Source organism: Azospirillum cavernae, from assembly GCF_003590795.1.
Classification (GTDB): Bacteria; Pseudomonadota; Alphaproteobacteria; order Azospirillales; family Azospirillaceae; genus Azospirillum; species Azospirillum cavernae.
Genome location: NZ_QYUL01000004.1, coordinates 249,872 through 272,836, shown reverse-complemented (window position 1 = coordinate 272,836; position 22,965 = coordinate 249,872). Strand labels below are relative to the sequence as shown.

Here is a 22,965-nt window from a genome sequence, read left to right as displayed (position 1 = left end):
ACCGCCCGTCCAGCCACACATCAATCAACAGCCCCCCACTCAACAGCCGAGGACCATTCGCGATGAAGACCCTTGCATCCGCCCTGCTGCTCGCCGCCACCGCGCTGACCGGCTTCTCCGCCGCCGCCTCGGCCGCTGAAAAGCTGACCTTGCAATTGAAATGGGTCACGCAGGCCCAGTTCGCCGGATATTACGTCGCGGCGGAAAAGGGCTTTTACAAGGACGCCGGGCTGGACGTGACGATCAAGGCCGGCGGTCCCGACATCAACCCGACGCAGATCATCGCCGCTGGCGGGGCCGACGTGATCGTCGATTGGATGCCGTCGGCGTTGGCGACCCGTGAAAAGGGCGTGGCGCTGGTCAACATCGCCCAGTTCTACCAGACGTCGGGCATGATGCTGACCTGCCGCAAGGACGCCAAGATCAACGATCCGAAGGATTTCAAGGGCAACACGCTGGGCGTTTGGTTCTCGGGCAACGAGTATCCGTTCCTGTCCTGGATGAGCAAGCTTGGCCTGTCCACCTCCGGCTCCTCGCCGGACGTGAAGGTGCTTAAGCAGGGCTTCAACGTCGATCCGCTGCTGCAAAAGCAGGCGGCCTGCATTTCGACCATGACCTACAACGAATATTGGCAGTTGATCGAATCCGGCATGAAGCCGGAAGAGCTGGTGGTCTTCAAATATCAAGACCAGGGCGTGGCGACGCTGGAAGACGGGCTTTACACCACCGACAAGCAGTTGTCGGACCCGAAGATGGTGGAAAAGCTGGCGAAGTTCGTGAAGGCCTCGGCCAAGGGCTGGGAATACGCCGCCAAGAATCAGGCCGAAGCCGTGGACATCGTGCTGAACGCCGACACCACCGGCGCCCAGACCAAGGAGCATCAGGCGACGATGATGCAGGAGGTCGCCAAGCTGATCGCGGGCGGCAAGAAGGGAACGGGCTATCTGGATCCGGCGGATTTCGACCGCACCGTCGGCATCCTGATGTCCGGCGCCTCCGCCCCGGTCATCACCAAGAAGCCGGAAGGCGCCTACAGCCACGTCGTCTTTGACGCGGCGGCGAAGCTGTAAGAAAACGCGCGGCGCGCTGCGGCCCTTTCCCCCGCCTTGGGGGGAAGGGCCAGCGCGTTTCAAGCGTCAGAGCGCGGCGTCGGCGACGCGTTTGCTCCGGTGCAACTGCTCAATGTAAATCTTCGCCAGTGATTTCAGGATCGGCGGCATCGCGGCCAGCGTCTCGTCGAAGGCCTTCTTGTCGATGACTTCGCAGATCGAGCCGACGGCGGCGATGGCCGTGACGTCGGGCAAGCGCCCGGTCATCAGGAAGATCTCGCCGAACAGGCTGCCGGGGCCAAAGGCGGCGATCTCGCCGCCCAGCGTGCCGCGCCCCGGTTTCAAGACGACCCGGCCCGACTGAATCAGATAGGCGGCGTTGGTCGCCTCGTTCGGGGTGAAGAAGACATGCCCCTCGCGGAACATCCGGCGGTCGATCACCCGCTGAAACGAGGTGGTGGAGCGGAAATCCACCGGATTTCCCACCCGTTCGGTCGGCGGCAGCCCATAATCGCGCCGGATCGCCGCGATCAGGCTTTGCAGCAGATAGGACGCCAACGGCGGGCTGCGCTTCAGCAGGCCGCGAAAGGCCTCGCGGGTGACTTCGATGCAAGACACTTCGGTCAGCGCTCGCACGGTGGCGCTGCGCTCGCCATCGTCGATCAGCGCCATTTCGCCGACCACGGCCCCCTTGCCGACGACGCCCAGGCGCTTGACCACGCCTTCGGGGGTCGTCAGCAGGATTTCCAACTCGCCGGATTCGATCAACCAAGCCCGGTCCGCCCGCTCCCCCTGGCGCATGAACACCATCTGGGCCGGTATGGTGTGGCGTTTCGGGTCGGTCGCGGCGTTGGGCATCGGGCGCTCATGTCGGCTTTGGCGAAGAGGCGGCGGCAAACCGTCTGGCGGAGGGCGTGAGGTGGGGGCTTGCCGCGCCTTTGTCGACTCAACGGTTGGTCTTATTCGAACACCGCGTCGCGCGGGCCGATGTCGCCATAGGCCATTTTCAGGAAGGCGTCGACCGTCAGATCGGCGTCCAGCAACGCGCCGTGGTGGGAAAAACGGTCGCTGCGGTCCAGCCACAGCCGGTCGGACAGGGCGTCGAGCGAGCCGGACGCGCCGGGGAAATGGATGTGCGACATTTCCTTGGTGCAGATGAAGCGGCGGCTGGTGAAAAACTCCTCCCCCCAGCCGATCCGACCGCAACGGGCGAATTCGTAATTCAGAAAATCCATCTCGTTTTCATAGGCGTGGGCGATCAACAGATCCTCGCCCATGAACTCCAGCATCGTTTCGACGATCTGGGGGAAGCGCGGGGCCGTCTTCAGATCGTTGGGGCGGATGTTGTGGACCTTGATCGAGTCCGGGTGGATCGGCGCGTCGGGGTTGACGCGAGTTTCCCAGGTCCGGCCCTTGGTCCACTCCGTTCCGTTCCGCAGGATTTCGATGCAGCCGATTTCGATGACGACGCCGGGTTGCCGCAGCCCCTTGGGCGCCTTGCGGATGTCCTCCAGGCGGGGGGTGCGGCGTCCGGTCGTTTCAATGTCGATGGCGACGAGGCGGGTTCGATCATCCCAGGGTTGCGCGGTCATTGGTACGTGTCCTTATGAGTTCGTTGGCGTGTCGGCTTGGCTCAGGCGCCGGGAGCGACGATGAAGCAGGCCATGCCGAGATCGACCAAGCCGGAGCAGGTGGCCGCCGCGTCCCGTTGCGACAGCCCCGACAGGCGGGCGCGGTACAGCGGGCCGGTTTGGGTGTCGACCGCCTGCACGATCTTTTGCGTGTGCGACAGCATGCCGGGCAAGGACTGGCGGGCGCGGTTTATCACCCGCGCGCTGTCGTCGGCGGAGCGGAAGGCGCCCAATTGAACGGTCCAAGCCCCGGTGGCCCCACCACGCAAGGCGGCGGTGGACACGGTGGCCGGAGCGATGGGAGCGGTCGTGTCCGGCGCGACCACCTGCGTGGTCGGCGGCGCCGGGCTGTAGCTGGGGCGAGGCGCCGCCGACGGCGGAGGCGGCAAGACGGCGACGGCCACCGGCGCCCGTCCACCGGAGTTAGAGGCGGGTGGGGCGGGGGCCGCTGGCGGCGGAGAGGCGGCGGCGAAGGGCGCGTTGTCGGCGGCGCTGGCCACCACGATGTCCGCGCCGTTGGGGGCGGTGGTGCGGTTCAGGCGTGGGCTGACCGACGCCATGTAGCGTTTGGTTTCGCCAGGCAGCGACCGCTTTCCGGCCAGATAGTCGCCATAACAGCCGGGGCCACAATTGTACGCGCCCAAAAAGCCGGGCGCGCCGAACAGATTGTACATCTCGCGCAGATAGGCGGTGCCCGCGATGATGTTGTCGTGCGGATCGTAGGGGTCAGAGCCAAGGCCGTGCTTGCGCCGCATCTCCTCATAGGTGCCGGGCATGACCTGCATCAACCCCATGGCGCCCGCCTTGCTGACGATGGGGCGTCCGTTCGCCATCGTGCGTCCGCCGCTTTCCTGGCGGATCACCTCGCGGACCCACAATTCCGGCATGTCGAAACGACCGGCGGCTTCGGCGATGTGCGCGTCGAGGTCGGCCTGCGACACGCTGCGTGGTCCGCCGCCCGCGCAGGCGGCAAGCAGAATGGACAGGAAGGCGCAGACCAGAAGCGGTTTTACGCGGCGCACGGACCCCTCATTTCGCTGATCGACGCCCCCCGGTGACGGCCCGATTTTGGGGAGCGACGATTGCACATTCGGGGCGGTCCGTAAACTCCCGGCCCAATTTTTCCGGCGCGCGTGACGGAATCAATCCGCCGCTGCGGGCCGGGCCGGATGATCGACGGATCGGTTGGATTCGCGGGGGAGGGAATGCGTGGCGCATCGGATTGACGGCGTGAATTGCGCGGGTGGAAAGCGGCAACACAATCAAGGGATTGCCCCTTTGCCGACGCTCAGGGAAATCCCCTACCGGCAGAGAAGCCGACGAAATATTGTGGGAATTGGCAGAATTGACGGACTCGTTGCTCCAGCATTAAAGGGGAAATTTGAAATTTGCTACGCTTAAATATTATTTATTAATAAAAATCAGAAATCATCCATAACACATTTTTGAATGTTCAGCATAAAAACCAGAATATACACAAATTGTTTCAAAAAGTCACAATATCAACGAGCCAAAATCAACCAATAATAGATTTTTATACTCCGTATGCTTTGAGAAAAATGTGACCGAATGGTTAATGTTTTCCTCGCTCCTTCACGGCCTATAGACCACTAAAATTTAATATGATTGTATGGCAGACCATAGCGCCTATCCGACATAGCCTATCCCGTTGGCCTCGCACCGATCTCATCAAGAGGTATTCCTATGGATCCGATTTCGCTCCTCGCGGCTCTTGCCACCGCTTTTGGCATCATGTCCGCCGACGCGGTGATGCATGCGGACAGCGTCAACGTCAGCTTGTATGTGCCGGACGACATCGCCAAGACGACCGCGCGGGGCGACGTCATCGAGGACATGTTCATCTCTAAGATGCAAGAGATCGGCGACGTCAAATCCTATTTCGGACGCCCGAACGTGCAATCCAACCGCGCCCGGACGTTGGGCGTGGTGCTGTCCCGCGCGCTGAAGGTCGAGGATTTCGCCGCCGCCGTTCAGCACACCTTCGGCATGAAGACGGCCTCGGTCCTCGGCAGCTTTTCGAAGGATGACAAGGAAGGCAAAATCCAGCTGGTCGCCATGGTGCGCGACCCGGACGAGCCGCCCTTCCCCCTCATCATCAAGCGCGCCGATTACGAGCCGATCCCGGACATGGTGGGCCGCGCCGCCCAGCAGGTGATGGAGCATCTCGCCCCCTACATCACCACCCTGTATCTGTTGCAGAAGGGCGACGAGATCCATGATTACACCCAGGTTGACGATCTGATCGGTCGTGAACTGGTGGCCTACGCCGCCAAGTCGCACAGCAAGGAGCGCGCTTCGGTCCTCAACGTCGCGGGCATCGTCGCTCTCCACAAAGAGAACATGCCGGAAGCCGCCCGCCTGTTCGAAGAGGCCGACAAGGCCGATCCCGATCTGCTGATTCCGCGCCTGAACCGCGCCTTCGTCATGCTCGCCACCGACCACGAGTCGGAGGTTGAATCCTACCTGAAGCCGACGCTGGAGGCGGCGCGCTACCAGCGCGCCTACATGCTGTTGGCGGCGGGCGACGTCATCCGCGCCGGCGCCTTCATGAGCGTCCGCAAGTTCGATCAGGCGGAAGCCGCGCTGGACGACGCCGAATATTGGGATCCGACCAGCTCCGTCGTCCCCACCCTGCGGGCCGAAGTGAAGCTGGAGCGCGGCGACATGGTCGGCGCCATGAAGTACAAGGGCAAGGCGAACGTCAATCTGGACAATTTCGAAACCTTCCCCGAACTGGCCAGCCTCTATTACCACATTTCGTGGCGCAAGGGCGAACCGCTGCGCCGCAACGATCTGAAGCAGGAGTCGGCCCGCGCGGTTCTGACCTCCTCGACCTTGGGCGCCAAGCCCGCTGAGGCCGCCAAGACGAAGTGAGGGGCGAAACACGGCTCCAACAACGGCCCATCGCCAGACAGGGCGATGGGCTAAGCCGTTTTGATTGCTGACCTGTCCGGCTCTACGGCGCCGTTGTTTCAAGGGGGGGGCTGGTGCATACTCTGAAATGTTCGACTGAAAATCCGCCTAGAAACCGTCATATTATTATCGGAGGAGAGACGATGAAATCGATCGTCCGCTGCGCCGGCACGGTGGCCGCAATTTGCCTTGGCGCCGCTGTGGGAACGTCATCGATGGCTCTGGCCGAAACCGTGTTCAACCGGGGAAACGGCGGGGAACCCTCCACGCTCGACCCTCACAACACGGACGGGCGGATCGAATCGAATATTTTTCGCGATCTGTTTGAAGGGCTGGTGGTCTACGGACCCGACGGGCGCTTCATGCCCGGCGTCGCCGAAACATGGGAAGTTTCTCCCGATGGGTTGGTCTACACCTTCCGTTTGCGCGCCAACGCCAAATGGTCGAACGGCGATCCGCTGACCGCCGAGGATTTCGTCTACAGCTTCCGCCGCGCGGTCGCGCCGCATTCCGGCGCGTCGGCGGCCAACCTGCGGATGATCGAGGGCGCCGACGCCGTGATGGCGGGCGGTCCGACCGACAAGCTGGGCGTCAAGGCGGTGGATCCGGCGACCGTGCGCATCGCGCTGGTGACGCCGACGCCCTTCTTCCTGGGCGTGCTCAGCTCCGACAACATGGCGCTGCCGGTGCACCGCGCCACCGTTGAAAAGAACGGCGACAAGTGGACCGAGCCGGGCAAGATGGTGTCCAACGGCGCCTACACGCTGGCCGATTGGCAGCGCGGCAAGCCGCTGGTGGCGGTTCGCAACGTCAACTACTACGCCAAGGACTCGGTGTCGATCGACCGTGTGATCTTCCACCCGGTGGCCGACCCTGGCGAAGAGCTGACCCTGTACCGCGCGGGCAAGTTGGACATCACCAACGAAGTGCCGCAGGATCAGGTGAAGTGGATTTCGCTGAGCCAGCCCAAGGAATTCTGGAACAAGCCGTTCCTGGCCACCTATTACTACGCGTTGAACCTGACGGCGGAGCCGTTCAAGGGCAACCGCAACCTGCGCAAGGCGCTGTCGCTGGCGATCAACCGCGAGCAGATCGTTGAAAAGGTGACGCGCGCCGGCGAGATGCCCGCCTATGGGCTGGTGCCGCCGATCGTCCCCAACTACCGCCGCCCGCTGCCCGCTTTCGCGGCGGAGCCGATGGAGCAGCGGTTGGAAGAGGCGCGCCGCCTGTTCGCCGACGCCGGTTACGGCCCGTCCCAGCCGCTGAAGCTGGAAGTCCTCTACAACACCTCGGAAAACAACCGGGTGATCGCCGAAGCGGTGATGGCCCACTGGAGCCGCGCGTTCGGCAAGGGCCTGGCCGTCACCTCGGTCAGCGTTGACCGCACCGAGTATCTGAAGCGCCGCGCCCGCCGGGATTTCCAGGTGGTCCGCGCCGCCTGGATTGGCGATTTCGCCGACCCCACCGTGTTCCTCAACCTGATGCTGTCCACCGCCCTGCCGCCGCGCAACGATCCGGGCTATCGCAGCGCCAAGTATGATGAGCTGCTGGCCAAGGCCGCCTCTTCGACCGAAGTGTCGGAACGCTCCGCCCTGCTGGCGGACGCCGAACGCATCATGACCGACGAATACCCGGTGATCCCGATCTACCATTGGGCGACGAAGTCCTTGGTCAGCCAGAAGGTCAAGGGTTGGGTCTTCAACATTCGCGACGTCCACCCCAGCCGTTTCGTGTCCATCGTCGAGGCCAAGGTCCCCGCCGGCGGCAACAAAACCTCAGCAGCAAACTGAGCGCAGGAGCACAACCATGGATTTCGGATTTCTGGCTGTTCCCATCTACATGGCGCTGATCGCGTTTGGCTTTGCCGTGTTCACCGACACCCAGACCGTCAACATCGAGTATGTTGACGTGCCTGAAAGCATCGCGGCGGAAACCGGCTACACCTCGCCGGTGCTGGTCACGCGCTTGGCCGACGAGATGCAGCTCATCGCCAAAAAGGCCAGCACCAAGGCCGAAGTGCGTCAGGTCGAACTGCACGAAGAAAAGAAGCCGGTCGCGGTGCTCAGCGAGTTCGTCGGTCTGACCCCGCTGGTCCGCGTGGTCCAGGAATCGGTGTCGCTGACGCCCTTCACCTTCTCCGGCGAGATCGTGATCCACGGCGACGATCTGGAAATGAAGCTGCGCGGCTATGACAGCCACCATCGCCAGTTCCAGATCGTCAAGACCGCCCACCACGATCAGGTGCCGGAATTGGTGCGCGGCGCCGCCTATGAGGCGATGCGCGTCGTCAACCCCTATGTTCTGGCGGCTTATCAGTTCAAGCGCGACCGTCTGACCCGTGATTTCACCCCGACGCTGGAAATCATCCAGCGTGAGTTGGATCATCACGACACCGAATACTCCAAGTGGATGCTCAATCTCTGGGGCATGGTGTTGTATCAACAGTCGGATCGTCGCGGCGCCATCGAGAAGTTCCGCGAGGCTTACGCCATCGACAAGGACTTCCTTTCGCCTCTGCTGAACTGGGGCGTGGTCGAGGCCCGCGAGGGCAACCATTCGCACGCCATCGAGCTGTTCAAGGCGGTGACGAGCAACAAGGCGGCGGCGGCCAAGAACACGGCGGCGGCGGCGGCGGCCTACAGCGAATGGGGCTTCTCCCTGGCCCTGATCGGCAAGTATGACGACGCGTTCTCCAAGTTTGAAACGGCGGCGGTGACGGATGGGACCTTCGCCGACGTCTATTCGAGCTGGGCGGAGGTGCTGAGCGCCCTTGGCCGCAAGGAAGACGCGTCCCGCATGACCGCCCGCGCCCTGGCACTGGCCCCGACCGAAGTGGTCTACACCGAAAACCTCATCGGCGCGGTTCAGAGCCTGCCCGCTGCGGCGACCACTGAGTGATTTGTGGACGTTCTGTGAGACTTAAATGACGACGGAGACACGCATCATGCTCAAGCCAGCGTTCACACGAAATCGCCTGACGCCGTTCTGTGCGGCGGTCGCTGTCGGGGTTGGCTTGGCCGTGTTGATCGGGTCTCCGTCCCAGGCGCTGGCCAGCGGCGGCGGCGGCGGCGGCAATAAGAGCAGCGACGGTCATGTCCGCCGCAGCGACCATGGCATCCCCCAGGTGCTGGCCGCGCGCAAGCGCGGCAGCCATGGCGGCCATGGCGAAGACGCCGGTGGTCATGGCGGCGGTCACAGCAGCACGATCCTGACGCTGCTTGGCCTTGGTTTCCTGGGCGGCGGCCATGGTGGTGGCCATGGCGGCGGTCACGGCGGCGGCCTGTTTGGCGGCGGTCATGGCGGTGGCCATGGGGCCGATCATGGCGCGGGTCACGGTCCCGCCGACGCGCATGGCGCGGCAGCGGACCCGCACGCGGCTCCGGCGGTCGATCATGGCGCGGCTCCGACGGTCGCTCCGGTGGGCGGCACGGCGCACTGACCGTTCCGCAAAGACGTTTTTCCAGCCTGTTTCAACGCTCAACAGCCACGCCATCGCCAACGCGGCGAACGATCCTCACACGATGTGGACGTTCACCGTGTGGGTGATGGTGTGGCTGTGCGCGTCGGTGATGTCCACCAGGATGGTGTCGTCACCAGCCGCTCCCGCCTGATAATTGTAGACGAAGGCGGAGCCGCTGACGTCGCTGGTGACGGCGCTGTTGGCGGTGTGCAGGGTGTAGGTCAGCGAATCGTCGGTCGGCGAATAACCCAGCACCATGCCCTTGTAGGTTTCTCCGCTGTTCACAGTGATGCTGTCGAGGTTGGTCGAGGTCGCGTTGCTGATGGTTCCGCTGGGCGTTCCCGGCGCCGATCCCAACGCCGTCCCGCCGCTGGCCTCATCGAATTTCCAATAACCGACCAACCCGCTTTCGTTGCCAAGCAGACGGTGGGAGCCGTCGGCGGCCACCTGACTGGAGGTCCGGGCGCCGGACCAAATCTGCACGTCGTTGATCGACCCGACGAAGGGATGGGCGCCAGCCCCGTCATTGCCGATGGTCAGGCTGCTGACCGAGGCCCCGAGCGCGCCCGACGCCGTGCTGCGGGTGGCGTCTTGCGTGTTGTCAACATACAGCTTCATGGATGTGGCGCTGTTGTCGAACGTGCCGACGACATGGTGCCATTTCCCGTCATTCACGGCGGTGGCGCCGGTCAGCGTGGTGGTCGCCGCGCCGTTGCCAAGATCGAACACGACTTTCCCGCTGGCGTCGAGCGTCAGTTGATAGCCGGTCATCGCGCTGCCGCTGCCGCTTGTTTTGCTGAGAATCGTCTCTCCGGCGGCTCCGCCCGTCACCTGGATCCAGGCTTCGACCGTCAGCGCGCTGGTTGGGGCCAGGGCGGCGGTGTGGGCGGCGGTGACGCTGCCGTTGCTGAAGGTCAACGCATGCTCGCCCGATCCCACCGGGTATGAGGAGTCCGACGGAATCGACACCGACAGGTTGGCGATGGCGTGATCGTCCACCGCGCCGCCGGTCGAGGCCGAAAAGCCCAGCTTCACCGTGTCCGGGCGGGTGTAAAGAACGCTGGACGCGTTGACGTTGACGCTGCCGAAATCAAAATCATTGTAGATGCTCTTCCAGGTCGCGCCATCGTCCCAGCTCATCCGCATGGTGATGTGCTGGTTGGCGGTCAGGGTCAGATCAACCTTGATGTAGCTGTTGGAATCGATGCCGCCATAGCTCGACACCGAGCTTTCGCTGCCGGTGATGTAGCGGTATTCGTGCGCGCTGCTGTCCGTCGCCCCGGTGGAGGAGCCGCGAAGACCGATGGTGTTGGCGTGCGCCCCCGATCCCGCCCCGTTGCCAGCCCAGGAGTCGGAATTCAGGAAATTGCCGTAGGTGTCGAAACCGATGGCCATATAGCCCTTGGTCACGCCGGGCGTGCTGCCGACAAAACCATAGCCCAGCGCGCTGCCCAACCCGCCAACCGTCGGCGTCGTCACCGATCCATCAATCATGTAGAAGGAAAAACCATCCCCCGCGTTGCTGCCGCCGCCGTAAGACCGATAGTCGAACTGCACATGCATCCCGTAACGCAAATCGATGGCGCTGTTGTAAACGGCGCTGCCCGATTGGCTGGTTCCCGCCGTGGTCAGATGCAGAACCCCGGACGACACGCTGGGCGTCGGGCTGCCGCTGATCGTCCAGCCTGACCAGGAGGAACTGGCCGCCTCTTGCACCGGGAAACCGGCGGGTGTCTGGACGACCAGTTGACTGGCCGATTGCGTGCCGGTGCTGAAGGCGGTCGAGCCGCCGTTCGTGCTGGTGTTCCCAAAGCCGCCCGCCGTGCCGGTTGAGCCGTCCCACGCGCGGTAGGTGATGTCGGTCGCCCCGCTCCACCCCGTGGTCGGAACAAAGCGCAGCCGGTCGCTGTCGTGCAGCAGCAAGGCGTTGCTGGCGCTGATCGACGCGGCGGTCACGCTGGTCCAAGACCCGGTTCCGTTCAACTGGTACTGCCAACTTCCGTTGGAGCCGTCCAACGCGGTGATGGCCACGGACGTCAAGGCGACCCCGGCGTCGGTCACGCCGCTGCTGGCGACCAGGGTCGAAATGGCGGTGCCGCTGGGCGAGGTGTCGGACATCACCACGGTGGACAGGCTTCCGGTCGCCGCCGTGTTGACCACCGGGGCGACGTTGCCGACATAGACGGTCAGATCCTTGGTGTAGCTTTGGCTGGTTCCGTCGACGGTCTGGATGGTGACGGTGTACGCGTGTCCCGCCGTCGTTTCGTAATCCAACGCGGTGGCGGTGCGCAATTCCCAGACGCCCGCGTTGTTGACCACGGTGAATTGCCCGCCGCCGCCAACGATGCTGAAGCTGCTGGTGTCGCCGGGGGTGGGGTCGGTGGCGGACAATTGGGCGACGGCGGTTCCAACCGACACGTTTTCCGACACCGACACCGCGTTGCCGACCGTGCCGTTGCGCACCTCCCAAACATAGACGCCGAGTTGGCCGACGTTGCTGTAGCCGGCGTTGTTGACGAAGTTGGAGGTTCCCGACCCCTGCACCTCGCCATAGGTGCGCGGGGCGGCGCCGCCCGTGGTCCATCCAGCGGTGCCGCCGCTGCCCCAGGTGATCGATTCATAGCGTTCCTCGATGGAGAAATCGCCGTTCCCCAGACTGTAGAGGCGGATCTGATAGCTGTTGCCGGTCGACGACCCGCTGTAGGCGTGAACGTCCTTGTAGGTGACGCTGACGACGTGATTGACGCTGTCCACATCGACATAGATGTCGCCTCCCTTGCGGGTGTCGATGTCGGCGTAATGAATGGCGATCATCGGCGTCGACACCGATGGGATGCCTTGCGAGCTGTAAGAGGTCAGGCCCTGGCCAAAGGTGATGTAGCCGTTGCTGCCGACAAAGAACTGCGATCCGGCGGAATAGGTGGTTCCGCCCAGCTTGAAACCGCCGGAAAAGGCGGCGGACACGTCGATCTGTTGATAGGCGTCGTCGGCCTTGTTCAGCGTGATTTCGCCATAGCCCGCCGACCCGCCCAACCCGCCAACGGCGGCATGACCGGCGGTGATGGTGTAATTGCCGCTGAAGCTGGCGGCGGTTGGCGACAGCACGATGTTGGTCGGGCTGGTGCCGAGGCCGGTTTCGACGGTGACGCCGAGGGTCTGGCTGCTCAACACCCCGCCCGATGGGTCTTCCAGCGAAAAGGTCAGGCTGTCCGATCCGGTGCTGCCCGAGCTGACATAGGTGACTTTGCTGCGGCTGTCGAGGTCGGCCTGGGTGAAGGTCTGGCCCACCGACAGGGCCGTGCCGTCCAGCTTCAGCGTTCCCTTGGTTGGCAGGGCGGTGACGCGATAGATCAGCGAGGCCGCCGTGTCGTCGAGATCGGCGCCTTGCAGATTTGCGTTGCTCAACACCATCGTGCCGTTGGCCAGCACGGTGATGGATTGGTTGGTCGGCAGGGTCGGCGCGTCGTTCGCCCCCTGGATGGTGACGGTCAAGGTGGTGGACGCGGTCAGTCCGGCGGTGTCGCGCACCGTGTAGGTGAAGGTTTCCGTCAGCGTGTCCGTGCTGCTGTGCAGCGCCTGCACGGTGGCGTTGCTGTTGTCCACCACATAGCTGTAACCGCCGTTGGCGTTGAGCGTCAGCGTGCCATAGGCGCCGATCAACGCTTGCCCGACCGTGCCGCCGGTGATGGCGGACACGGTTTTGGCGTCGCCGCTGTCCACATCGGTGTCGTTGGTCAGCACATTGCCGGTCGGGTTGGTCCCCGCCGTGCCGTTGTTGGTTCCGCCCGCTTCGACCGCCGTCGCCGTGTCGGCCACGGCGACCGGCGCGTCGTCCGCGCCCTCGATGGTGATGGTCAAAATGCGGGAGGCGGTCAACCCGGCGGTGTCGCTGACCGTGTAGGTGAAGCTGTCGGTCAGCGTGTCGGCGCTGGTGCGCAGGGCCTGAACGGCGCTGTTGGCGTCGTTGACCACATAGGTGTAACCGCCGTTGGCGTTCAGCGTCAGCGTGCCGTAAAGGCCGGTCGCGCCGCCGCCCACCGTGCCGCCGGTGACGGCGGACACGGTTTTGCTGTCGCCGCTGTCCACATCGGTGTCGTTGGTCAGCACATTGCCGGTGGCGTTCGCGCCCGCCGTGCCGTTGGAGGTTCCCCCCGCCTCGATCGCCGTCTCGCTGTTGGGCGACGCGACGGGCGCGTCGTCGGCCCCCTGGATGGTGATGGTCAAGGTGGCCGTCGAGGTCAGCCCGGCGGTGTCCTCCATGGTGTAGGTGAAGGTTTCGGTCAACGTCTCCGAACTAGTGCGCAGCCCTTGCACCGTCGCGTTGGCGTTGTCCACCACATAGCTGTAGCTGCCATCCGCGTTGAGCGTCAGCGCGCCATAGAGGCTGACCAGCGCCTGCCCGACCGTGCCGCCGGTGATGGCGGTGACGGTTTTGCTGTCGCCGCTGTCCACATCGGTGTCGTTGGTCAGCACATTGCCGGTCGGATCGACGCCCGCCGTGCCGTTGGAGGTGCCGCCCGCCTCAACCGCCGTCGCGGTGTCGGCCACGGCGATGGGCGTGTCGTTGGCGCCCTGGATGGTGATGGCCAGGGCGCCGGCGGCGGTCAAGCCAGCGGTGTCGCGCACCGTGTAGGTGAAGCTGTCGGTCAGCGTGTCGGCGCTGGTGCGCAGGGCCTGCACAGCGCTGTTGGCGTCGTTGACGACATAGCTGTAGCCGCCGTTGGCGTTCAGCGTCAGCGTTCCGTAAAGGCCGGTCGCGCCGCCGCCCACCGCGCCGCCGGTGACGGCGGACACGGTTTTGGCGTCGCCGCTGTCCACATCGGTGTCGTTGGTCAGGACGTTCCCCGACGCGCCGCTGCCCGCCGTGCCGTTGGCGAGGCCACCGGCCTCAACCGCCGTCCCCGTGTCGGCCACGGCGACGGGGGCGTCGTCGGCCCCCTGGATGGTGACGGTCAGGGTGGCCGACGAGGTCAGCCCGCCGGTGTCGCGCATCGTGTAGGTGAAGCTTTCCGTCAGCGTGTTGGCGCTGGTGCGCAGCGCCTGCACCGTGCTGTTGCTGTTGTTCACCGCATAGCTGTAACCGCCGTTCGCGTTCAGCGTCAGCGCGCCATAAAGTCCGGTTGTGCTGGCCCCCACCGCGCCGCCGGTGATGGCGGTCACGGTCTTGCTGTCGCCGCTGTCCACATCGGTGTCGTTGGTCAGGACGTTCCCCGTGGCGGCGCTGCCCGCCGCGCCGTTGACGGTTCCCCCCGCCTCAACCGCCGTGCCGGTGTCGGCCACCGCGACCGGCGCGTCGTTGCTGCCCTCGATGGTGATGGTCAGGCTGGACGACGCGGTCAGCCCGGCGCTGTCGCGCACCGTGTAGGTGACGGTCTCCGTCACCGTGTCGGCGCTGGTGCGCAGCGCCAGGACCGTGCCGTTGGCGCTGTTCACCGCATAGCTGTAGCTGCCGTTCGCGTTGAGCGTCAGCGCGCCATAGGCGCCGACCAGCGCTTGGCCAAGGGATCCCCCCGAAATGGCGGACACGGTTTTGGCGTCGCCGCTGTCCACGTCGGTGTCGTTGGTCAGGACGTTCCCCGACGCGCTGCCGGTCGTGCCAACCGCCCGTCCCGTGTCGGCGACGGCGACGGGGGCGTCGTCGGCCCCCTGGATGGTGATCGTCAGGGTGGCCGACGACGTCAAGCTGGAGCGGTCCTGAACCGTGTAGGTGAAGCTGTCGGTCAGCGTGTCGGCGCTGGTCCGCAGCCCTTGAACCGCGCTGTTGGCGTTGTCGACGACGTAGCGATAAGCGCCGTCGGCGCTCACCGTCACCGAGCCATAGCGGCCAGCCACACTTTGCCCGACCGCGCCGCCGCTGACGGCGGACACGGTTTTGGTGTCGCCGGAATCCACGTCGGTGTCGTTGGACAGCACATTGCCCGACGGGTCGACGCCCAACGTCGCGTTGCCCGTGCCCCCCGCTTCGGTCGCCGATCCAGCGTCCGCCACAGCAACCGGCGCATGGGGAATCGGCGGCGGCGGCGGAGGCGGCGGCAATGGGGGTGGCGGCGGCGGCGGGGGAGGAGGCGCCACAGGGGGAGGAGGAGGTGGGGGCGGCGGCGGTGGGGAGGGCGGCAGTTCCTCAACAGTCGGAGGAGGAGGTGGTGGTGGCGGCGGAGGTGGTGGGGGAGGCGGAGGAGGAGGAGGAGGTGGTGGGGGAGGAGGCGGGGCAGGAGGAGGTGGCGGCGGTGGCGGAGGAGGAGCGGGCGTTTGATTGGCGACCGACGACGTCGAGGTTTGAGACGGAGGCGTGTTTTGCGCAGCCTGCGCGATCTCGATCGGGGAGGGGGGTTGAACCCCGTTGTCGATCTGCGCCGCTTGGGTTTCCGTGGCTTGGGCGGTTTCCGAAGCGGTTTGGCGCGCTTCGGACACCGTGTTGCCCGATTCAAGCGCCGTGGACAGGGCGTTGCTGAAGCTTTGGGCGTCGCTGCCCCCGCCGCGCTGGCCAAAGCCGTTTGGGCGCCGACGCCCGACGCCAAAGCCGCCAGCAGGGGATCCGACGGAACGCTGATGGAATTTTGTTGGGCCGTGTTGGCTTGCGCTTGGGCCTGCCCTTCGGCCATGGCCGCTTGCGAACCGCGCCCGGCGGCCAACGCGTCCACCACCGACGCCAGAGCGGCGTCGCTCAAAGAGCCGCCGGACGCCAAACCTTGCGCCAGCGACGCCACCAGCCGATCCGCGTCGGACATCGGAACGCCGCTGGCGGCCAAGGCGCTGTTGGCGCTGTTGGCCGCTTGGGCCGCCGCCGCCAGGGCCGACCCAGCCTTTTCGCCCGAAGCCAGGGCGGCGGCAAGATTGTCGGCAAAGGCGCCGGCCGCCGCCGCCGACATTCCGGCGGTCAATCCGGCGATCGCCTGGTTCGCCGCCAAACCGCCCGCCGCCAGCGCCGCCGCCAGTTGCCCCGCCGCGTCCACGGGAACCGACGGCAGGGTGGCCGCCGCCGCCGCCGCGTGGGCTGAGGTCAAGGCGGTGTCGGGAGAGACGCCGTTCGCCAAAGCGGTTTGCAGGTTCGACAGGAAGGCGTTCATGTGCTCCGGCGACATGCCGGAGGTTGCGGTGGCCAACGCCTGCGCGGCGGTTCCGCCGCCGGTCGCGAGCGCGCCCGCCAGCTTTTCCGCCGCCGAGGTGTCCACCGCGCTGGAGTCCAGCCTTGCGATGGCCGCCGCGTTCGCCGCCTTCAATTCCGCGATCAGCGGCCTGCCGCTGGCCAGCGCGTTGGCCAGAGCCTCGCCGTCCAGCATGACGGGTCCGCCGATGGCCTTTTGCAAAAGCTCCTGGACATTGGCGCCGTTGGCCAGGGCGATGTGCAGCGCCTGGGCCTCGTCCACCGGATGGCCGGTCCGATTCGTGTCGTCAACCCAGACCCGGCGGACATCTTCGGCGGCCCGTTGGGGGTCTACCCCCTTGCCGAGCAGCTCGACATAGCGGTGAATGATCTCGTCGGCCATCTTGGGCGAGGCGCCGACGTCAACGCCGTATTTTTCCAGGCGGGAGACCAAATCCGAACGGATGGCGGAATGGGCGCCGGACACGCCGTCACCGGCGGCCAGAGCCTCCATAAAGCCATCGGGCGGGGTCCACCCATCCAGATCGATTTCCACGCCCATGCTGCTTGCGTCAGGTCAATGCTGTTGGTAATACAGGCCATACTATAGTATTTCCGAATGGTCTATGCTAGGGTTGGCCGCAATGTGGCGGGAAAAGACTTGATGTGACAAATTGAGTCTTCTCCTGTCGGATGAGGGTGATGGATTTGATGAAGCGGGCAAAAGCATGGTTCGCCACCCTGTCAAAACGTTCGCTGTTCCTGGTTATTTTGGGAATTGCGGGCGCTGTTGCGTTGAGCCTGTCGCTTGTCGCCCGTTTGACTCTGTTTGATCGGCCCGCCGACCGCGTGATCCAGATTGGCGTTTTGACGCCGCAATCGGGCGCTGCCAAGGAGCTTGGCCGCGCCATCCGCGAGGGGGTCGAGCTTTACATCGACCAAATCAACCGGGCGGGCGGCATTGACGGCGTCCCCTTGAAATCACTGGTGATTGACGATTCCGACGACCCGGCTGCCGCCCGCGCCGCCGCTGAAAAAGCGGTTGCGGCGGGCGTCGTCGGCGTGGTCGGCCACTGGTCGGGCGAAGCGGCGGAGGCCGCCGCCGACGTGTACCGGACGGCCCGGGTGCCCGCCCTGACCCCCGCTCCGCCACCCGTATCAGGTGTGCGCGGCACCGATCCCTGGTTGTTTCATATGACGTTCGACCGGGTCTTTGAGACGCGGTTCCTCGCCAATTATGTGCGCAACGTCCTGGGTGAAAAGGTCGTCTCGATCATCCACCAGCGCGGCGCCGAGGAAGAGGCGCTCAGCCAGTCCTTTGACGAGGTGATGCAGCGCTTTGGCACGCGGGTGCTCAACCGCTGGGAGTTTGATCCGGCGGCGCCCGACGTCGCCGACCGTTTGGCCCGCATCGTCGCCGAACTGCGCGAGGGCCGGGTCAGCGGCAGCGTCATCGTCCTGGCCGATCCGCATCCGGCGGGCGAGGTTCTGGCGGCCTTGCGCAAGGGCGGGATCCGCAACCGGGTGGCGGGCTTGCGCAGCATGGCGACGCAGGCCTTCCTGGATTCCTTCCGCGACGCCTGGAGCGCGCCGGGTTCGGCGGCGGCGGGCCTGCACGGCAGCTTCGCGTCCACGCCGCTGATGTACGACACCGCCGGTGAGATGGCGCAGAATTTCCGCACCGACTACATCAAGGCGCACCGCGCGCCCCCCGATTGGGTGTCGGCCATCGCCTATGAAGGGGCGCGGCGTCTGGTGATGGACATGGCCCCGCGCGGCGCGCGGCGTCTGCCCGCCGAGGATGTGACAGGTCTGCGCGAACGCATCCACACCGCCTTGACCAAACCGGGCCGGGTGGTGACGGGCCTGCTGGGTCCGCTGACCTTCGACGGGAAGGGGATCGCGGCCCCCACCGCCTATGTCGGCACGTATGACGGCGCCGCCCTGATCGCCGCGCTCACTCAATTGTCGCCGATCCGCGAAGAGAGCATCGGCAATTATCTGGACGAGCTGGTGGCGGGCCGGGCGCTCTACGTCAACGACCGCTTCATGTACAAGACGAACGTGGTCTATGCGGGCGTCACCATCGACAAGATCACCGGGTTCGACCCCAACGCGGGCACAGCGGAACTGGCGCTGAATCTGTGGTTCCGCTGGCGCGGGGACTTCGCGCCGCAGGACATCGTGTTCACCAACGCGGTGCAGCCGATCAAGCTGGACAAGCCCGAACGGCAAGTCCAGGTCGGCGACATGCTGTACGCCTCCTATCGGATCAAGGCGAGCTTTTACACCAATTATTCGTCGGTGGAGCGGGCCTACGGCACCCACATCGTCGGCATCGGGTTCCGCCACCGCACCTTGGCCCGCAACAACCTGATGTATGTCAGCGACGTGCTGGGCATGAATCTGAACAGCACCACCTCGCTGGCCGAGAGCATCAGCGGCTCGCTGTCCGGCGGGGTGGAAACCGCCGACGCCGAAGGGTCGATGCTGGGCCGGGCGATGCGCTGGCTTGGCCATGAGCCGGGCGAGCAGCAGCAGGACTCGCTGACGCAAATGCTTCTGCGCCTGCGCGCGTTGGCGGGCGCGCCGGGCTGGACCGTGGGGCGCGCCTGGATCTCTCAGGATGTGGTCGAACGGATTTCCGAAGGCGATCCGGCCTTTGTCGGGTTTGGCAAACCGCAGCCCAACTTCTCTCAGCTCGACATGGGCGCGCTGCTGAAGCTCGACACCATCGACGTGCGCGACTATCTGCCCAGAGAGTCCTTGATCTACATCGCCATCATCGCGCTGGTCGGCTCGATCCTGGCGCGCCTGCTGGACGGCAAGGATCGCGGGCAGTTCTGGCGGATGCAGACGCTGGGCCTGCGCTTGGTCTGCTGGCCATTTCTGCTGCTGGCGGGCGGCAACATGGCGCTGGATTACGCGCTTGCCAACGCGCCGACCGGGGCCATCGACATGGTGGTCGGGGTTTACAGCGTGCTGTGGTGGGTGATCCCCGCCCGGCTGGCCACCATTTCGTTGGAGCGCTTCATCTGGGTGCCGCTGGAGATCCGCGCCGCGCGCAAGGTTCCCAACGTCATCCGCATGTTCACGGCGCTGGTGATCTATCTGTTCGCCTTCTTCGGCGTCATCGCCTATGTCTTCGCCAAACCCGTCACCAGCCTGCTGGCCACCTCGGGCCTGATGGCGATGATTATTGGTTTGGCGGTGCAGGCCAACATCGCCAACATCTTTTCCGGCATCGTCCTGAACATCGAACGGCCCTTCAAGGTCGGCGACTACATCAAGGCCAGCCAGACGGTGATGGGGCAGGTGGTGGACATCACCTGGCGCACCGTGCGCATCCGACATCTGGACGGGCAAATCGTCTGTCTGGCCAACGGCAAGATTTCCGAAGCGGAAATCCACAATTTCAGCGACGTGGACGCCAATTTCGTCCGCACCCAACTGTTCATCGATCCAACCTACGACCCGCGCCTGATTTCACGGCTGGTCAAGGAGGCGTTGGACAGTTTCGACTGTTTCCTCAACCTCGCCAGCAATTATTTCGGCCCGGATTGCCAATACAAGGGCGTGGAGTGCGCCAGCGGCGTCTGGGCGGCGCGTTACCGGGTCAAATTCTATCTGGCCAAGGGCAACGACGAGCACAAAATCCTGCACGAGGTGTGGACGCGGGTGTGGGAGCGTTTTCAGGCCAACGGCGTTCATTGGTCGCCGCCGGTTCCGGGCGAGGTGGATGAAACCGTCCCGTCGCCCCTGCTCTTGCCGCCCCCGACCAGCCCTGAGGAGCGCCCGGCGTGACGCCGACCCGCGCGCCGTCCGGCATCGGCGAGATCATCGCCCGTCTGGCGCGCGCGCCGGGTGAGACGGCGCGTCTGCTCGCCATCACCGCTTTGCTGGCGGTGTTGGGGCTGACGGTGTCGCTGTTCGTCATGCAGGTGCTGAACCGTTACGTCACCCATGGCGTGTCCGCCACCTTGCTGACGCTGACGGTGGGAGCGCTTCTGGCGGTGACGGCGGAGCATCAGTTGCGCAAGCTGCGCTGGGTGATCGCCGAGAGCATCGCCGGGGACCAGGACCGCCGTTTGGCGACGGGCGTCTTCGGACTGCTGCTGACCGCCGATTTGCGGGCGCAAACCCCGTGGAGCGCGGCGGCGCGCGAAGAGTTGATGCGCGGGGTTGAACGCGCGCGCGTGGCCTTTGGCCCGGCGGGTTTGACGGTCGTGGCCGATCTGCCCTTTTCCCTGCTGGTTCTGACCGTTTTGGCCCTGCTGTCGCCGACCCTGGCCGGGATCACGGCGGCGTTTTGCGCGGTTCTGGCCTTTCAGGCGTGGCTCGACCAACGCCGGTTGGCGACGCCCTCGGCCACGCTCAGCCGCGCGGCGGGCGAGGTCAACACGCTGGTCGCCAGCGCGGTCCACGCGGCGGAAACCGTGCGCCATTTCCGCGCCCAGACCGTGCTGATGGGGCGTTGGCAGCGGTTGACCGAACAGGTTTGGGCGATTGGCGACCGGACGGGCTGGGTGCAGATCGGCGGCGCGTCGCTCACCCAGGTGACGCAGGCGCTGTTGGGCGTCGCCATCGTCGGCGTCGGCGCTTTGCAGGTGGTCGCGGGCACGCTGGACGTCGGCACGCTGGTCGGGGCCAATCTGATTGCCGGGCGGGCGCTGATGCCCTTTGGCCGGATCGTGCAATATGGCCGAACCCTGCGCGCGGCGGCGACCGCCGTCGCCGAGGCCCGGCGCTTCGCCGAGGTCGCGGTGGAGCGGTCCGGCGGGCGCGCCCTGCCGTCCTGGAACGGCGCGTTGACCGTGCAGGATCTGGCCATCGCCTTTCCCGGACAGGACGGTCCGCTTTTTTCCAACCTGACCGTGTCGGTGGCGGCGGGCGGGGTCGTCGCGCTGACCGGGCGGAACGGGGCGGGAAAATCGGTGCTGTTGAAGGCCATCGCCGGGCTGATGGAGCCAAGCCAGGGCCAGATCCTCGCCGATGGGGTTGATCGCCGCCTGCTGGCGTTGGATTGGTGGCGCAGCCGGGTGTCTTACCTGCCGCAGGAGCCGCTGTTCCTGCCCGGCACCCTGCGCGACAATCTGCGGCTCGCCCGGCCCGAGGCCAGCGACGACGACCTGCTGCGTTGTTTGGCCGACGCCGATCTGAGCGGCTTTGTCGAACGCCACCCACAGCATCTCGACATGGTTTTGGACAATGGCGGGCGCACGCTGGCGCCGGGCATCCGCCGCCGTCTGGGGTTGGCCCGCGCCCTTGTCACCGATGGGCCGCTCTATCTGCTCGACGAGCCGTCCGAAGGGTTGGACCGCGAGGGCGCGCGCGTCGTCTATCAACGGCTGATCGATCTGGCCCAGCGTGGCCGCACGCTCATCATCGCCACCCATGATCCGGTGATTTTGAACGGCACCCATTGCGTCGTCCATCTCGATGGCCCCCGCTCCGGCTTGCGCTCGCCGGAGGCCCCGACCTTGAGGGCCGCGCTATGACCTTGCAGACCGCCAACCTGCCCGGCGTCGCCGCTCCGGCGGTTCGTCCACATCCGGGCCGTCGCCGTCTGGCGGTGGAAATCGCCGTCGTGCTGGCCGCGTTGGTGGGCTGGGCGGCGTTCGGCCAGCTCGACGTGGCGACCACCGCGATGGGGGAGGTCGGCCCGGCCAGCCGGGTCAAGGCCATCCAGCATCTGGAGGGCGGCATCGTCACCGAAATCCTGGTGTCGGAAGGCGACCGGGTGGTGAAGGGGCAACCGCTGTTCCGCCTGGACCCAACCCGCGCGCAGGCCGAGGCGTCGGAGTTGGGACGGCGTCTGACCAGCCTGCGGGTGGACACCGCCCGCCTGACGGCGGAAATCGCCAACAGCGCCGCGCCCGTCTTCGATCCCGAGGCGGTGGCGATGGTTCCCGACGTTGTGGCGGCGGCGCTCGACCTGTTCAACAGCCGCCGCAACCGGCTGCTGCATGAGTTCCGCATCCAGGCCCAACTGGTGGCGGGAAAGACCGGGGAGTTGGAAGAGGCCCGCGTGCGGATGCGCAACAACCGCCGCGCGCTGGAGATCGTCACCAGTCAGGTGACGATCAGCGAGAACATGCTGAGCAAGGATCTCTCCAACCGGATGAGCCATCTGGAACAGTTGCGCCAACAGCAGGCGCTGCGCACCCTGGTGGATTCCGATCAAGCCAGCATTCCCCGTTTGGAAGCGGCGTTGGAGGAGGCGCGGGAGCGGCTGGCCTGGGTCGAAGGCAGCGCGGCGGAACAGGCCCGGCGCGAGCTTGGAACCGCGCGTCAGCAGCATGACGAACTGTCGCAACGCATGCAGACCCTGCGCAACGTCGAGGAACGGACGGTTCTGCGCGCGCCGGTGGACGGCATCGTCAAAAGCGTCAGCGTCAGCACCGAAGGCGGGGTGATTCAGCCAGGGCAAACCCTGGCTGAAATTGTTCCCGGCGAAGACCGGCTGGTGATCGAAGCCCGCCTGCCGATTCAGGACATCGGCTATGTCCACCCTGGTTTGTCGGTGCGGGTGGTGCTCAACTCCGGCGACGCCTCGTCCTTCCCGCCGCTCGATGGTCGGGTGGAGCGGGTCAGCCCCGACGCGACCGTGACGAATGACGGCCATTCCTATTACCGAGTCAGGGTTGTCACCAATGAGAACGCCTTTGACGTTTCGGGCCGACGCTATCAACTTTATCCAGGCATGCAGGTGACGTGCAGCGTCTTGATCGGACGCCGGACTGTGTTGGAATATCTGCTGAGTCCCTGGACCAACGCCATGCGTTTCGCCTTTCAGGAAAGATAACC

Annotated in this window: 12 protein-coding genes; 8 read left to right on the top strand and 4 right to left on the bottom strand. The window is 65.4% G+C overall.

Annotated features, from left to right (window positions below; all coding sequences use genetic code 11):
- The first annotated feature begins 62 nt into the window (after positions 1-62).
- The gene (locus D3877_RS24435) at positions 63-1,070 is read left to right on the top strand and encodes an ABC transporter substrate-binding protein (RefSeq protein ID WP_119833403.1); all 1,008 of its coding nucleotides are present in this window, start codon (positions 63-65) and stop codon (positions 1,068-1,070) included.
- 66 nt (positions 1,071-1,136) lie between these two features.
- Here the strand turns inward: D3877_RS24435 and D3877_RS24430 are convergent, their stop codons facing one another.
- The 3 genes from D3877_RS24430 to D3877_RS24420 all read right to left on the bottom strand — a co-directional run bounded on the left by D3877_RS24430 (position 1,137) and on the right by D3877_RS24420 (position 3,702).
- A complete protein-coding gene (locus tag D3877_RS24430) occupies positions 1,137-1,907 on the bottom strand; it encodes a Crp/Fnr family transcriptional regulator (protein WP_119833402.1) in 771 nt (256 codons plus the stop codon).
- A 101-nt stretch (positions 1,908-2,008) separates the two neighbouring features.
- Positions 2,009-2,641: a 3'-5' exonuclease gene (locus tag D3877_RS24425; RefSeq protein WP_119833401.1), complete on the bottom strand. Its 633-nt coding sequence runs from the start codon at positions 2,639-2,641 to the stop codon at positions 2,009-2,011.
- A 41-nt stretch (positions 2,642-2,682) separates the two neighbouring features.
- On the bottom strand, positions 2,683-3,702 hold the full coding sequence (locus D3877_RS24420) for a lytic transglycosylase domain-containing protein (protein ID WP_119833400.1): 1,020 nt from the start codon (positions 3,700-3,702) through the stop codon (positions 2,683-2,685).
- Positions 3,703-4,384: 682 nt separating this feature from the next.
- On the opposite strand from D3877_RS24420, the gene D3877_RS24415 reads away from it, so the two are divergent.
- From D3877_RS24415 to D3877_RS24400, 4 genes are all read left to right on the top strand, one after another.
- Complete coding sequence (locus D3877_RS24415) at positions 4,385-5,575, top strand: hypothetical protein (protein WP_119833399.1); 1,191 nt, start codon at positions 4,385-4,387, stop codon at positions 5,573-5,575.
- Positions 5,576-5,757: 182 nt separating this feature from the next.
- Positions 5,758-7,404 carry a peptide ABC transporter substrate-binding protein gene (locus D3877_RS24410; protein WP_119833398.1) on the top strand — a complete coding sequence of 549 codons (1,647 nt, stop codon included), beginning with the start codon at positions 5,758-5,760 and terminating at the stop codon, positions 7,402-7,404.
- A gap of 16 nt (positions 7,405-7,420) precedes the next feature.
- Entirely contained in the window at positions 7,421-8,512 is a 1,092-nt protein-coding gene (locus tag D3877_RS24405) for a tetratricopeptide repeat protein (RefSeq protein ID WP_119833397.1), read from the top strand.
- 46 nt (positions 8,513-8,558) lie between these two features.
- Positions 8,559-9,053, top strand: a complete 495-nt coding sequence (locus D3877_RS24400) for a hypothetical protein (RefSeq protein WP_147395287.1) — start codon at positions 8,559-8,561, stop codon at positions 9,051-9,053.
- A gap of 75 nt (positions 9,054-9,128) precedes the next feature.
- On the opposite strand, the gene D3877_RS24395 is transcribed toward D3877_RS24400, so the two are convergent.
- Positions 9,129-15,062 (bottom strand): VCBS domain-containing protein, encoded by a 5,934-nt coding sequence (locus D3877_RS24395; RefSeq protein ID WP_158599991.1) that lies wholly within the window; start codon positions 15,060-15,062, stop codon positions 9,129-9,131.
- Positions 15,063-16,953: 1,891 nt separating this feature from the next.
- Here D3877_RS24395 and D3877_RS24375 point away from each other — a divergent pair.
- The 3 genes from D3877_RS24375 to D3877_RS24365 are packed head-to-tail and all read left to right on the top strand — an operon-like array spanning position 16,954 to position 22,963.
- Positions 16,954-19,962, top strand: coding sequence for an ABC transporter substrate-binding protein (locus D3877_RS24375; protein ID WP_238475062.1), 3,009 nt, complete (start codon positions 16,954-16,956; stop codon positions 19,960-19,962).
- On the top strand, positions 19,959-21,656 hold the full coding sequence (locus tag D3877_RS24370; protein WP_238475061.1) for an ATP-binding cassette domain-containing protein: 1,698 nt from the start codon (positions 19,959-19,961) through the stop codon (positions 21,654-21,656). Before D3877_RS24375 ends, D3877_RS24370 begins: the two co-directional genes overlap by 4 nt.
- On the top strand, positions 21,653-22,963 hold the full coding sequence (locus D3877_RS24365; protein WP_119833392.1) for an HlyD family type I secretion periplasmic adaptor subunit: 1,311 nt from the start codon (positions 21,653-21,655) through the stop codon (positions 22,961-22,963). Before D3877_RS24370 ends, D3877_RS24365 begins: the two co-directional genes overlap by 4 nt.
- Positions 22,964-22,965 lie beyond the last annotated feature (2 nt).